Origin of the sequence: Mesorhizobium sp. M0030, assembly GCF_040323695.1 — a bacterium.
GTDB lineage: Bacteria > Pseudomonadota > Alphaproteobacteria > Rhizobiales > Rhizobiaceae > Mesorhizobium.
Map to the genome: position 1 here is coordinate 454,714 of NZ_JAMYVE010000001.1, position 13,615 is coordinate 468,328.

The 13,615-nt window shown below is 62.2% G+C and carries 12 protein-coding genes and 1 riboswitch; of the genes, 5 read left to right on the top strand and 7 right to left on the bottom strand.

The features are described 5' to 3' along the window. Positions 1-38 precede the first annotated feature (38 nt). Both NKJ80_RS02105 and NKJ80_RS02110 read right to left on the bottom strand, forming a co-directional pair. The gene (locus NKJ80_RS02105) at positions 39-1,139 is read right to left on the bottom strand and encodes an FAD-binding oxidoreductase (protein ID WP_352496965.1); all 1,101 of its coding nucleotides are present in this window, start codon (positions 1,137-1,139) and stop codon (positions 39-41) included. 37 nt (positions 1,140-1,176) lie between these two features. Beyond that, a complete protein-coding gene (locus tag NKJ80_RS02110; RefSeq protein ID WP_023668884.1) occupies positions 1,177-2,424 on the bottom strand; it encodes an aromatic ring-hydroxylating oxygenase subunit alpha in 1,248 nt (415 codons plus the stop codon). Between the two features lie 117 nt (positions 2,425-2,541). After that, a riboswitch (cobalamin riboswitch) is annotated at positions 2,542-2,743 on the bottom strand. 499 nt (positions 2,744-3,242) lie between these two features. On the opposite strand from NKJ80_RS02110, the gene NKJ80_RS02115 reads away from it, so the two are divergent. The 3 genes from NKJ80_RS02115 to NKJ80_RS02125 all read left to right on the top strand — a co-directional run bounded on the left by NKJ80_RS02115 (position 3,243) and on the right by NKJ80_RS02125 (position 4,023). Beyond that, positions 3,243-3,449, top strand: coding sequence for a DUF680 domain-containing protein (locus NKJ80_RS02115; RefSeq protein WP_023668885.1), 207 nt, complete (start codon positions 3,243-3,245; stop codon positions 3,447-3,449). Positions 3,450-3,514: 65 nt separating this feature from the next. Then, positions 3,515-3,718 (top strand): DUF680 domain-containing protein, encoded by a 204-nt coding sequence (locus NKJ80_RS02120; protein ID WP_023668886.1) that lies wholly within the window; start codon positions 3,515-3,517, stop codon positions 3,716-3,718. Positions 3,719-3,789: 71 nt separating this feature from the next. Further along, positions 3,790-4,023, top strand: a complete 234-nt coding sequence (locus tag NKJ80_RS02125) for a DUF680 domain-containing protein (protein ID WP_023715518.1) — start codon at positions 3,790-3,792, stop codon at positions 4,021-4,023. Positions 4,024-4,096: 73 nt separating this feature from the next. Here the strand turns inward: NKJ80_RS02125 and NKJ80_RS02130 are convergent, their stop codons facing one another. From NKJ80_RS02130 to NKJ80_RS02150, 5 genes are all read right to left on the bottom strand, one after another. After that, positions 4,097-5,209: an ABC transporter ATP-binding protein gene (locus NKJ80_RS02130; RefSeq protein ID WP_023668888.1), complete on the bottom strand. Its 1,113-nt coding sequence runs from the start codon at positions 5,207-5,209 to the stop codon at positions 4,097-4,099. A gap of 66 nt (positions 5,210-5,275) precedes the next feature. Beyond that, a complete protein-coding gene (gene bglA, locus NKJ80_RS02135; protein ID WP_352496966.1) occupies positions 5,276-6,940 on the bottom strand; it encodes a beta-galactosidase BglA in 1,665 nt (554 codons plus the stop codon). A 5-nt stretch (positions 6,941-6,945) separates the two neighbouring features. Further along, the gene (locus NKJ80_RS02140) at positions 6,946-8,100 is read right to left on the bottom strand and encodes a carbohydrate ABC transporter permease (protein ID WP_023715517.1); all 1,155 of its coding nucleotides are present in this window, start codon (positions 8,098-8,100) and stop codon (positions 6,946-6,948) included. A 1-nt stretch (position 8,101) separates the two neighbouring features. Further along, positions 8,102-9,115 (bottom strand): carbohydrate ABC transporter permease, encoded by a 1,014-nt coding sequence (locus NKJ80_RS02145; RefSeq protein WP_023668891.1) that lies wholly within the window; start codon positions 9,113-9,115, stop codon positions 8,102-8,104. Positions 9,116-9,350: 235 nt separating this feature from the next. Further along, positions 9,351-10,706, bottom strand: a complete 1,356-nt coding sequence (locus tag NKJ80_RS02150; RefSeq protein WP_023690253.1) for an ABC transporter substrate-binding protein — start codon at positions 10,704-10,706, stop codon at positions 9,351-9,353. Between the two features lie 364 nt (positions 10,707-11,070). Between NKJ80_RS02150 and NKJ80_RS02155 the strand changes: the two genes are divergently transcribed. Next, positions 11,071-12,093 (top strand): substrate-binding domain-containing protein, encoded by a 1,023-nt coding sequence (locus NKJ80_RS02155; protein WP_023684299.1) that lies wholly within the window; start codon positions 11,071-11,073, stop codon positions 12,091-12,093. Positions 12,094-12,259: 166 nt separating this feature from the next. Next, complete coding sequence (locus NKJ80_RS02160; RefSeq protein WP_352496967.1) at positions 12,260-13,606, top strand: NAD(P)/FAD-dependent oxidoreductase; 1,347 nt, start codon at positions 12,260-12,262, stop codon at positions 13,604-13,606. The last annotated feature ends 9 nt before the right edge of the window (positions 13,607-13,615 follow it).

Sequence of the window (13,615 nt, forward strand, 5' to 3'; positions counted from 1 at the left end):
CGCTTGCGTCGGCGACCGTTGCGGCGAAGTCGACCGGCTCAAGCCTCGATTTCGAGCGCCGACAACGGTTTCGAGCAGCAGGCAAGGATAAAACCGTCGTCGATCTCGTGGTCGAGGATGCCGCCATTGTGGCTCATCTCGACAGCGCCGGAGACCTTCTTCACCTTGCAGGTGCCGCACAGGCCGAACTCGCAGGCAGCGGGTATCCGCACGCCCGAGCTGCGCGCCGTCTGCAGCACGGTCTGGCCGGCGACGCAGCCGGCGTCGACCTCCGAAAGCGAGAAGCGGATCGGCGTCACGGCTTCGACAGGTGCAGCGATGCCGTCCTCGACCGGGGAGGCAAACGGCGCCGGAATTTCCTCCACCACAGGCGCGGCAAAGCTCTCCTGATGGTATTTCGTCATGTCGAAGCCGGCGGCATCCAGCATGCCGCGCACGGCGCGCATGAACGGATCGGGGCCGCAGCAGAAGATTTCGCGCTCGCGGAAGTCCGGAGCCAGCAAGGGCAGCCGGATCGCATCGATGCGGCCCATATGGCCGTACCAGCCTTCGCGGCTGGAACGTTCCTCGATCATGAAGCCGAGCGACAGGCCGGGCATATGGCCGCCGAGCAGTTCGAGTTCCTTGCGGAAGATGATCTCTTCGGCACGCCGCGCGCAGTTGACGAAACCGACATCGGTCCATGGCGCGCAGTCGTTCAGCCAGCGCAGCATCGACATCATCGGCGTCACGCCGGAGCCGGCGGAAATGAACAGGTATTTGGCCGCCGGGTGGCTGTGCAACGAGAAGTCGCCGGCCGGTCCGTAGGCCTTGACATGCGAACCGGGCACCAGATGGTCGAACATCCAGCGCGTGCCGATGCTGCCGGCCTGCGCCTTGATCGTCACCGCGATCGAAAACGGCCGCGATGGCGACGACGACAGCGTGTAGGTGCGCATCAGCGGCCCGTCCGGTGTCGGCAGTTCCAGCGTCAGGAACTGGCCCGGCTTGTAGCGGAACCAGGTCTGGTTGTCGGAGCGGAAGGTGAAGGTCTTGACGTCGGGCGCCTCGTCGCTGACGCCGATCACTTCCAGCACCTGCAGCCTATCGTTCCACGGCGCCATCTGGTCAAGATGGCGATACAGCCCAAGATCCGTCATCGCATTCATCCTCTGGTCCCTCTTCGCCTGCTCCAGCTCACGCGACGCTGCGTAGCGCCGGCCGGCCGCCTTCGGCAAGGCGCGGGCCGATGAAGGCCGCGTACCATTCGACGAACTGGATCACGCCGCCCTCGTGCAGCTCCGAATAGGGGCCGGGCTCATAGGCCGGAGACAGGATGCCAAAGGCGTTTTCCTCGACGATGCGGCGGTCCTGGTCGTTGGTCTCGGTCCAGACATGGGTGAGCTCCTCAAGGTTGTAGTCGACCCCCTCGACCGCATCCTTGTGCACCAGCCACTTGGTCGTCACCGCGGTTTCGGTGGCGCTGATCGGCAGCACCCGGAAGGTGACCGCATGGTCGATCAGTATGTGGTTCCAGGTCGTCGGATAGTGGTAGTGCATCAAGGTGCCGATGCGGTCGGCGGCAACAGTGTCGGACAGGTTCTTCGTCACCGCGCGCTTTCCCGACATCGTGTAGCTGACGGCATCGCGCAGCAGCGGCGCGCGGGTGGCGCGGTATTGCCCGGCCGGATCGATGCGGAACTTGCTCGGCAGGCCCGCCGCCTCGCATTTCGCCCAGTGCGCCAGCATCTCCGGATCGCTGTCGGCGCCCTGCACGCCGGTCACCGTCGGCGCTTCGGGGAATGTCTTGCACAGCTCTGGATGATTGCCGGCGCAGTGATAGCATTCGCGGTTGTTTTCCCAGACCAGCTTCCAGTTGCCCTTCTCGATGATGGTGCTCTCGAAGGCGACCTTGGCTTCATTCAGCCGGTGCGGCTTGAGGTAGGGCTCTATCATGGCGCGCATCGGGGCAAAGTCGGCAGGTTCTTTTGCCAGGCAGATGAAGATGTAGCCGCCGACGCTCTCGCAGGCGACGGGCTTCAGGCCGAACTGGCTCTTGTCGAAACCGTCGGCCATCTGGCGGGCAAACAGCAGCCGGCCGTCAAGCTCGTAGGTCCACTGGTGATAGGGGCAGACAAGCTTTGCCGCCATGCCCTTCTCAGTGTTGCAGACACGGCTGCCGCGATGGCGGCAGGAATTGTGAAAGGCGTTGATGTTGCCCTTCTGGTCGCGGACCAGCACCACCGGATAATCGCCGATCTGCACGGTGATATAGCTGCCGGGCTTCGGCAGTTCGCAATCATGGCCGATGAACAGCCAGTCGCGATACCAGATAAGCTCCATGTCGAGCTTGAAATAGTCCGGGTCGGTGTAGAAGGGCTGTTCCAGCGAAAAGCCTTGCTTGCGGCCGTTCAGGAGCCTCAACATGTCGTTGCGCGTATCCATAGTTCTGTCCTCGTGGTTTAAGGACTGAACTTGGTGGTGATGGAGGAAGGATCGGACGCAGGCCGGCGCGGCGCCGGACATGCACTATCCACCTCTTGACCGCCCACCGCGATCAGTCGAGTCTATGCATCTCGGGCTGGTTTCCGGGCTTTGGAGTTGTCCTTGCGGACCATCGCGACACCTTCCCAGGCTGCTGCCCAGTGGTCTCCCGTTGCGACTTCAACTCCACCACCGTTGCGGGGGCAGCGCCGGATTCTGACCGGCTTCCCAATTCTCCGCTGCGTCGTCACGAAGCGGCACCTGAGATGCGATCATCTAATCACGGCAGCGATCGCGACGTCGGCATGAAAGCGACATCATATCCATGCGGCGCGACACGCGCGGCATACGCCCCGCCGACCACCGAAGGGCTGAGATCCTGTCTTGCGGCGCTATCATCGCCGTTTCGAATCGCTGCGGATCCAGTTCCGATCGGGGGCAAAAAGGGCTCAACGGTATCGAAAAGTTACTATTAGCAATCTCTAATCGAACCGAACGGTTCGTTTCTGTTGACAATGCGTGCAGGACGGTGTGAACGACGGCCCGGAAACCGACACCGGAGCGAACCACTCGGTTCGACATAAGCAACTGAAAACAATGCGATAAATGACCATAGAGGAACTTCCTGGCACAATTTCAAGGTGCAGGACCGTGGTCCACACGGAACAACTTCGTGATTGGCAACCAGCCTATGGCTTTCCCACATCGGGGCTGTCCGAACGACGCGAATTCCTCCCAAGACACGCCGCTAGACGGACAGACAAACTGGAGTACTAAAAATGAAAAAGATCATCCTCACTGCCGCAGCCGTTTTGGCGATCACCGGCAGCGCCTTCGCCGGTAGCGACAATTACGGTTCCAATGGTGCGAACCAGCCAGCCGTCTCGGTCGACAGCTCGTATACGGCTTCCATTCAGAAGCCGGCGCACGCTGACAAGCAGCCTGTCGTTCAGGGCGCCGACCGCGACCTCTACGGCAATCGCTGATCCCGACCAAAGAAGGGCGGCTAACCCGTCGCTCTCGGGATCCCAAAAAATTCAGGAGTATTGAAATGAAAAAGATCATCCTTGCTGCCGCCGCCGTTTTGGCCATCTCCGGCAGCGCTTTCGCCGGCAGCGACAACTACGGTTCGAACGGCGCCAACCAGCCTGCGATTACGTCGACCGATAGTGGCCATACGGCTTCGGTTGAGAAGTCGGCTCCAGCCGAGCAGGCGCCTGCCCACGGTGCCGACCGTAACCTTTTCGGCCGCTAAAAGCCGGTTTCCAGCACGTGGCGGGCTTATCCGCTGCAGCTGGCGGCATCAGAAAAATTCAGGAGACTAAAATGAAGAAGATCGTTCTTGCCACCGCAGCCGTTCTGGCTGTTTCGAGCGCTGCCTTTGCCGGCAGCGACAATTATGGCTCCAATGGCGCCAACCAGCCGGCCGCTGCCGTCGACACCACCCGCACTTCGTCGACCGGCACCAACTCGGCGGTCTACAAGCTGCTGAACTCGTCGAACGACCAACAGAAGTTCGTTCCTCAGAGCAGCGACAGGGATCGGTTCGGCAACAACTAACAGCCGAAGCTTAAAAAAAGAGCGGCGGGCCTGGCCCGCCGCTCTTTTTTCATGCCTGTACGACGCAGCTATCTCAAGCCGCCTTCACTTCCACCGGCTTGAGCGAGAAGGAGTGCCCATCGGCGTCGAAGATGTGCAGGTCCCCGGCATCCGCGGTCAGTCGCAGCTTTGCCCCGCGCTTGACCTCGACATTGCCGGGCAGCTTGGTCACCAACGGCAGGTCAGCGCGGCCGATATCGACATAGACAAGCTGCACCTCGCCGAGTTGCTCGACATAGTCCACCACGCCCTCGAAAAGATATTCCGCGCCGGTGGCGGCCGACAGATCCTCCGGCCGCACGCCGAAGCTGACTGCCGCACCCTTTGCTGACGCCGGCGTTGCGATCGGCACCGTTGCCTTGCGGCCGCCGACATGGCTGACGATTGTCGGGTTGCCCGTCCTGTCGATTGTCGCCGGCAGGATGTTCATGGCCGGCGAGCCGATGAACTGGGCAACGAACAGATTGCCGGGCTTCTTGTAGAGGTCCATCGGCGTGCCGACCTGCTCGATATGGCCATCCTTCAGCACGACGATGCGGTCGGCGAGCGTCATCGCTTCGACCTGATCGTGGGTGACGTAGATCATGGTCGTGGCAGGCATCGATTCCTTGAGCTTGGCGATCTCGATGCGGGTCGCGACGCGCAGCGCCGCGTCGAGATTCGACAGCGGCTCGTCGAACAGGAACACTTTCGGATTGCGCACGATGGCGCGACCGATGGCGACACGCTGGCGCTGGCCGCCCGACATCGCCTTGGGCAGGCGGTCGAGATATTTGGTCAGCTGCAGGATTTCGGCGGCCTGCCGCACCCGCTTGTCGATCTCGGCCTTGCTTTCCTTGCCGATCTTCATCGAGAAGGCCATGTTGTCGTAGACGGTCATGTGCGGATAGAGCGCATAGGACTGGAACACCATGGCAATGCCGCGCTTGGAAGGCGGCACGTCGTTCACCACCTCGCCGGCGATCTTCAGCTCGCCGGAGGTGATCTCCTCAAGCCCGGCGATGGACCGCAGCAAGGTCGACTTGCCGCAACCCGACGGGCCGACGAAGACGATGAACTCGCCCGACTTTATGTCGAGGTCGATGCCGTGGAGAATGTGCAGATTGCCGTATGATTTCTTCACCTGTCTCAGCGTGACATCGGCCATAATTTCCTCCCAGTGATTTCCCTAGAGAACCTGGATTTCCCCAAAAAATCCAGTTTCGTCAAAAACTCAGTCGATGCGCCCGAACCAGGCGCCGTAGCCGCCGAGGCGGATGGAACCTGTGCCGGATTGTCCCGAAAAACCGTGCCCGGCCAATGGCAGCAGCGCCTGACCACCGAGATCGACCTCGGCCGGCTTGCTGGCCAGATTGAAGACGCAGACGATCTGCTCATTGCCCTCACGGCGGGTGAAGGCGACGGTGTCGCCCTCGCTTTCGATGAACTCGATGTCGCCTTTGGCCAGGGCCGGATGCTGGCGGCGGAAACCGAGAAAGCGCCGGTAGTGCTCGAGCAGCGAGGCCGCGTCGCCCTGCTGAACATTGACCGCTTGCGACAAGTGCTTGCCCGGCACCGGCAGCCAGGGCTTGGCCGTCGAAAAGCCGGCATTGCTGGCGGTTGCATCCCACACCATCGGCGTGCGGCAGCCGTCGCGGCCCTTGAATTCGGGCCAGAAGCGAATGCCGTAGGGGTCCTGCAGATCCTCGAACTGCAACTCGGCTTCGCCCAGCCCAAGCTCCTCTCCCTGATAGAGGCAGACCGAACCGCGCAGCGACATCAGCAGCGCCGAGATAACCTTCAGATGGGCGGCCGGGTCGGCCTCGTCGGCGGCCCAGCGCGAGGCCGGACGCATCACGTCGTGGTTGGAAAAGGCCCAGCACGACCAGCCGTCGCTGGCGACCTTGCCGAAGGCTTCCAGCACCTGGCGCACCTTGGCGGCGCTGATCTTTTCCGGCGCCAGGAAATCGAAGGAATAGCACATGTGGACGCGTTTGCCGCCGGCGGTGTAGGCGGCGACCACTTCCAGCCCACGCTGCGAATCGCCGACTTCGCCGACCGCGGCGGCCGCCGGATATTCGTCGAGCAGCGCCCGGAACCGTTCGAGGAAGGCAAGGTTTTCCGGCCGGCTCTTGTCGTAGATATGGTCCTGGTAGTTGTAGGGATTGACCGCAGGTGCTGTCTGGTCGTTGCGCTCTTCGGGCGGCAGCGGCGGATTGTTCTCCAGCCCCTGGCTGTGGAAGTAGAAATTGATGGTGTCGAGGCGGAAGCCGTCGACGCCGCGCTCCAGCCAGAAGCGGGTGACGTCGAGCAGCGCGTCCTGGACTTCCAGATTGTGGAAGTTGAGGTCCGGCTGCTCGGACAGGAAATTATGCAGATAATATTGCTGGCGGCTGGTGTCCCACTGCCAGGCCGAGCCGCCGAAGATCGACAGCCAGTTGTTGGGCGGCGTGCCGTCCGGCTTGGCGTCGGCCCAGACATACCAGTCGGCCTTGGGATTGCTACGGCTGGCGCGGCTCTCCTTGAACCATGGATGGTTGTCGGCGGTGTGCGACAGCACCTCGTCGATCATCACCTTGAGGCCGAGGTGATGGGCTTCCGCAACCAGCGCGTCGAAATCGGCGAGCGTCCCGAACATCGGGTCGACGTCGCAATAGTCCGAGACGTCGTAGCCGAAATCCTTCATCGGCGACTTGAAGAAGGGCGAAATCCAGATGGCGTCGACGCCGAGCGAGGCGATGTAGGGCAGCCTGCGGATGATGCCCTTGAGGTCGCCGATGCCGTCGCCATTGGAGTCCTGATAGGAGCGCGGATAGATCTGGTAGATCACCGCGCCCCGCCACCAGTCGCGATCGACGGCGAGATCGGGCTTCGAGGTCGCCTTCAAAGCGGCTTGCATAAGTCTCAACCTCCTTTGACCGAGCCGGCCAGCAGCCCGCGGACGAAATAGCGCTGCAGCGAGAAGAACACGATCAGCGGCACGATAATGGTGACGAAGGCCGATGTCGTCAGGATTTCCCAGTCGCCGCCGCGCGAGCCGAGCAGCGCGTTGAGCTTCGCGGTCAGCACGATCTGGTCCCCTTCGGTACCGAGGAAAACCATTGCCACCAACAAATCGTTCCACACCCACAGGAACTGGAAGATTGCAAAGGACGCCAGCACCGGGAAGGACAGCGGCAGCACGATCTTGACGAAGATTTCGAAATCGCTGGCGCCATCTATGCGCGCCGATTCCATGATCTCGCGCGGCAGGCCGGCAATATAGCTGCGCAGGAGATAGATGGCGAAGGGCAGGCCGAAGCCGGTATGCGCCAGCCAGATGCCGAGATAGGTTTTCGACGGCACACCGAAGAAGATGCCGACGCCGTTGTAGATCTTCAAAAGCGGGATCAAGGACATCTGCAGCGGCACGACCAGCAGGCCGATGATTGTGGCGATCAGCAAGGCGCGGCCGGGAAAACGCATCCACGCCAATGCATAGGCGGCGAAGGCGGCGATCAGGATCGGGATGACCGTCGCCGGGATGGTGACGGTCAGCGAGTTTATGAACGAGCGGCCGATGCCCTCCGAAAACAGCACGGTCTTGTAATTGTCGGTGGTGAATTTCGGTGGCGCCGACGAGGCGTAATAGACGCGCTGGCCACGGTCGCCTTCGAAAGCCTTGGGCGAACTCATGACGAACGTTCCGTCGGCATTGAGCTGCAAGGTCACGCCGTCGCCGAGATCGGCAGTGGTGCCGGCCGGATATTGCGTCGGTGCCGCCGACTTCACGCCGAAGGCGCTGATGTTGCGCGCAGCACCGTCGCCGAAGATATTGCCGGCAAGCACGAACTTGCCGTCCTTCTCGACCTGCGCCGAGGCCGGCGGCAGGCGGCCGGCTTCGGTCTGGCTGGAGCTGGAGAACGAGTTCCACCAGCCCGAGGCGATGATCTGGTCCTTGTCGCGCAGCGACGAGACCAGGATGCCGAGCGTCGGCACGGTCCAGATGGCGACGAAGACGAGCACGGCGATGTGGACGCCGAAGCGGCTGGCAAAGGACTTTCCGGTCGCGACGGCCATCTCAATGTCCTCCCGTCTCTTTGTTCGCCTGGCGGATGTTCCAGACCATGATCGGGATGACCGCGATCATGATGATGATGGCGATGGTGGCGCCGCGGCCGAAATCGCCGCCGCCGCGGAACATCCAGTCGAACATCAGATTGGCCAGCACCTGGCTGTTCCATTGGCCATTGGTCATGGTCAGCACGATGTCAAACACTTTCAGCACCAGGATGGTGATCGTCGTCCAGACCACGGCGATAGTGCCCCAGATCTGCGGCACCATGATCTTCCAGAAGATCTGGAACGGATTGGCGCCGTCGATGACCGCGGCTTCAAGCGTCTCTTCGGGGATGCCGCGCAATGCCGAAGACAGGATGACCATGGCAAAGCCGGTCTGGATCCAGATCAGGATGATCATCAGGAAGAAATTGTTCCAGAACGGCAGCGATATCCAGACCTGCGGCTGGCCGCCGAAATACTGGATGATGGCGTTGAGCAGGCCGATCTGCGTCTGGCCCTCGCCGCGATATTCGTAGATGAATTTCCAGATCACGCTGGCGCCGACGAAGGAGATCGCCAGCGGCAGGAAAATCAGGCTCTTGGCGATTGTGCCCCACCAGATCTTGTCCGTGAGCACGGCGATTATCAACCCTAGAAAGGTGCATGCGGCGGGCACCACCGCCAGCCAGATGATGTTATTCAGGATCGAGTTGCGGAACTCGCGGTCGCCGAACGCCCATTCATAGTTGGCGAAGCCGACAAAATGCTGGCCGCCGCGGTCGAGGAAGGACAGCCAGAGCGTCGCCACCACCGGATAGATCAGGTAGACGGTGAGGATGATCATCGCCGGGCCGACGAACAGCCACGGACGGACCAGTCCTTGCCGGCGCAGATTGTCGATGGCCGCAGCCCCGGCCACGCCGCGCGACGGGAATATCAGGTCGACCAGCTTGTTGGCGCCCCAGAAATAGGCGACGCAGCCGCCGACGCCGATGATGATGACAAAAATGGCCGATAAGATCTGAGCAGCCATGGGTCCCTCTTCCCTGCGCATGATCGGCCGGGCCTTGAACAGCCCTGGCGATGTGGCTCTGCGCCGATTTAAGTTATTCTGAAACGAACGAACGCATATCGGTCCGGCGTAAGGCGCCGGTCGGATCCGGGCCATAGCGGCCCGGACCCAGTCTGTGGAGGAAGTCCTGAATTTGCCGCCAAAGCGGCTGATTACTTGGCAGTGGTTACTTGCCAGCTGACTGCTTGCCAGCTGACTACTTGATAGCGTCCCAGCTCTTCTGGATGTCGGTGGCGACATCCTGCGCCGACTTGCCGCCGACCAGATCGATCATGCCGGTCCAGAAGGCGCCGGCGCCGATCTTGCCCGGCATCAGGTCCGAACCGTCGAAGCGGAAGGTCGAGGCATTGGCGAGGATATCGCCCTGCTTCTTCAGCGCGTCGCTGGCATAGGCATCCTTGTTGACCGACTTGAGCGGCGTGACGAAGCCGCCCTGGGCCATCCAGATTTCATGTGCCAGCGGCATTTTCAGGAATTCGATGAACGCGCGTGCACCCTTCGAATCCTTGGTGATCATGGCCAGCGTGCCGGCGCCGAGCACAGGCGTGCCCAGCTCGGGCTTGGATGCATAGGGCGGGAAGTAGAAGAAGTCGGCGTCCTGTCCAACCTTTGTGCCTTCCGGGAAGAAGGTCGGGATGAACGATGCCTGATGGTGCAGGTAGCATTTCGGCGGCACCGAGAAGAGGCCCTTCGGGCTGTCGCGGAAGTCGGTCGCGGCAACCGCCTTGGCCCCACCGTCGACCATCTTGTCGTCGGTCGCGATCTTGCCGAAAATGTCGATGGCGTTGACCACCGCCGGATCGTTGAACGGGATCTCGTTCTTTACCCACTTGTCATACACGTCGGGCGTCTGGGTGCGCAGCATGATGTCTTCGACCCAGTCGGTCGCCGGCCAGCCGGTAGCGCCGCCTGAGCCGAGGCCGATGCACCACGGCGTGCCGCCGTCGGCGATGATCTTCTTCTCGAGGTCGGCGAGCTCTTCCTGGGTCTTGGGAACCTTGTAGCCGGCTTCCTCGAAATTGTCGGGCGAATACCAGACCAGCGATTTCACGTCGGCCTTGTAGGGGAAGGCGAAGAAGCCCGGCTTGCCGTCCTTGTCCTTGAAGGTGCCGAGATCGACCCATGACTGGCCGGCGCCGTAATTGTCCTTGATCCATTTGGCGGTGTCGTCGCCCAGCGGCGTCAAAAGGCCCTTGGACGCCAGATCCTGGATCAGGCCCGGCTGCGGCAGTACGGCGATATTGGGCGGGCTGCCGGCCTGGGTATCGATGACGATCTGCTGTTCGTAATTTTCCGACGAGGAGTATTTGATCTCGGCGCCGGTGGCTTCCTGAAAATATTCGAGAACAGTGCGGATGAGGCCTTCGTCCTCGCCGCGCCAGGGCCCGAAGATGGTCAGCGTCTCGCCCTTGAGATCGACCTTCTTCAGCTCTTCGTAATTGGCCCAGTTGAAGCGCTTGTCTTCCCCGGGCTTGAACTTCAGTTCGGCTTGCGCCGGCAGGGACAAGGCGAGTGTGGCAAACGCTGCGCCAAGCAGAAGCATCTTCTTCATCGGTATTCCTCCCAGTGTGGACACATACACCCGGGCGGAACCTCCATTCCGCCCGCCGACGCTGCAGGACTGTGACTCGTTCAGAAAGGAACCGCAACCTTTCGAAGAGTCTTCCAAAGCGCTTTGGTCTTTTTGATCTCGCCATTGAATCGGCTGGAAGTCAAGAGGGCGGTGGGCTAATCGATTTAATTGCGGGCCGCAAGACTTGGTAAAGTGCACTGCAGCACAGTTTTACGGCGGTGCAGCACCGTATTAAGCTTCAAACTGGCCGGACCAGTGCGTATGGTCGACCAGCTCGGCCGCGCCCATTGTGGCGCCGCGTGGCTTCAAAATTAAAAGCGCTTTGAGGCTTGGAGGCCTCCCAGTGAACCTGAAGCAGCTCTCTCATATGCTGGCCCTGTCGCAGACAACGGTAAGCCGTGCGCTCAACGGCTATCCCGAGGTCAACGAGGAAACCCGCCGGCGTGTGGTGGATGCCGCCAAGCGCCACGGCTACCGGCCCAACCCGAGCGCGCGCCGGCTGGCGACCGGCAAGACGGGCATGATCGGGTATGTGCTGCCGACGGGCGCCTCCGTCGACATCGACCCGCATTTCGTCGAGTTCCTGTCGGGTCTCGGCGACTATGCCCGCTCGCACGAGCTCGACCTGGTGCTGTCGCCGGCCGATGCCGACGACCAGGAAACCACCTATCGCCGCATCGTCGCCAACCGCCAGGTCGACGCCGTCTACATCTCCTCGCCGCGCCCGGCCGACCGGCGAGTGGCGCTGGTCAACACGCTCGGCATTCCCTTCATCGTCCATGGCCGCAGCGAAGGCTTCGATTTCGACTACCCCTTCACCGACATCGACAATGAGGGCGGCTTCCACGACGCCGCCCGGCTGCTGGTTCAGCTCGGCCACCGCCGGCTGGCGCTGATCAATGGCGACGACCGCGAGACCTTCGCCATCCACCGCGAGCGCGGCATGCGCAGGGCGCTGGCCGCGAGCGGCCTGACGCTCGGCGAGCGCCATGTCTGTTCACTCACCATGACCGAGGAGAACGGCTACCGCGCCGCCAGGCGCCTGCTCGAACAGAGCGAGCGGCCGACGGCGATCGCCTGCTCCAGCCTGATCATGTCGCTCGGCGTCGTGCGCGCGGTGCGCGACCTTGGCCTGACCATTCCCGGCGACCTGTCGTTGATTGCCCATGACGACGTCTTTCCATGGCTGAAGCCGGAGAATTTTTCCGTGCCGCTGTCGACGACGCGCTCGTCGATCCGCCTCGCCGGCGCCCGCATCGCCGAACGCCTGGCAGCGCGCATTTCCGGCTTGGAAGAAGGGGCGCGGGGCGAGGTCTGGCCTGTCGACCTGGTGGTGAGAGGCTCGGTCGCCGGCGCGCCGGTTTAGGGATTAATCCAATTGCTCCGCTGGGCAAGTTCACCCATGTGGATGTTGCCCGCAGATAGATTGACTTCGTTGGGACAACGGTCTGCCTGGACCTGTCCTTGATTTGGCTTCGAGTGGGTGGCAACCAGTAAGCCAGAGCCATCAACCAGTCCTCAGGGTGCGCCACTTGCCCATATTCCCGTTCTCCGAAACGGATCCAATCCGGCATCCTGGCCCACCGCCGAAAACGTCGGAGGTGGTCATTGTCGGTGGCGGCATCATCGGTGTGACGACGGCGCTTTTCCTGGCACAGCGGAACATCCCGGTGACGCTGCTGGAAAAAGGACGCATTGCGGCCGAACAGTCGTCCCGAAACTGGGGCTGGATTCGAAAGCAGGGACGCGACGCCGACGAGCTGCCCATCGTCATCGAGGCTATTCGCCTGTGGCGGCAACTGGCTGAGGAATGCGGCGAGGACATCGGCCTGACCCAGACAGGTGTGACCTACCTGGCGAACACCGACAAGGACATGGCCGGCTTCGAAGCGTTCATGAAGATCGCTGCGGCGCATGCGCTCGACACCCGTCTCCTGGATGCAGACGAAACCGCGGCACTCATCAAAGGCATGTCGCGCAAATTCAAGGGCGCGATGACGACGCCCTCCGACATGCGCGCGGAGCCTTGGCTGGCAGTGCCGGCACTTGCCCGGCTCGCCGCGCGAAAAGGCGTCAAAATCGTCGAGAATTGTGCCGCGCGAACCCTCGAAATCTCAGGCGGCAAGATCAAGGGCGTGTGGACCGAGGCGGGGTATGTCGAGGCCTCCAGCGTGCTGGTCGCGGGCGGCGCCTGGTCATCTCTGTTCTTGCGCAGACACGGCATCTCCATCCCCCAGCTCAGCGTCAGGGTAACCGCAGCCGCAACGGACCCCTTGGCTGAGATCTATGCCGGTGCGGCGGCCGACGAACACATCGCGTTCCGGCGCCGGCAGGATGGCGGCTACACGCTCGCCGCGGGCGGCAGCCATTTGCTTTACCTGGGGCCCGACGCATTCCGGCACGCCACCAAATACCTTCCCGCCCTCAGGGACAATCCGTTCGGGACACGCTATTTTCCGTTCGCGCCGTCAGGCTACCCTGATGCGTGGTCGACGCCGCGCGATTGGACACCGGATTCCGTCAGTCCTTTCGAAAAAATGCGGGTGCTGAACCCGCCCCCTGAACGAGCCGGTCTGCGTTCGATAGAACGCAATTTCGGACGTCTTTTTCCACAGTTCGAGACGGTTCGCCTGAAGGCAGGCTGGGGCGGCATGATCGACGCCATGCCGGACGTCGTCCCCATCGTGGATCATGTGGCGGCCGTCGGTGGTCTTTTCGTCGCGACGGGAATGAGCGGTCACGGCTTCGGTATCGGGCCTGGCATAGGCCGTGTCGTTGCCGACCTGATCCAGGGAAACCAGACCGGGCACGACCTCAGCCGCTTCCGGCTGTCACGCTTCCATGATGGCAGCCCTGTCCGGCTGGGCCCGGCGCTCTGAATTGGTGGC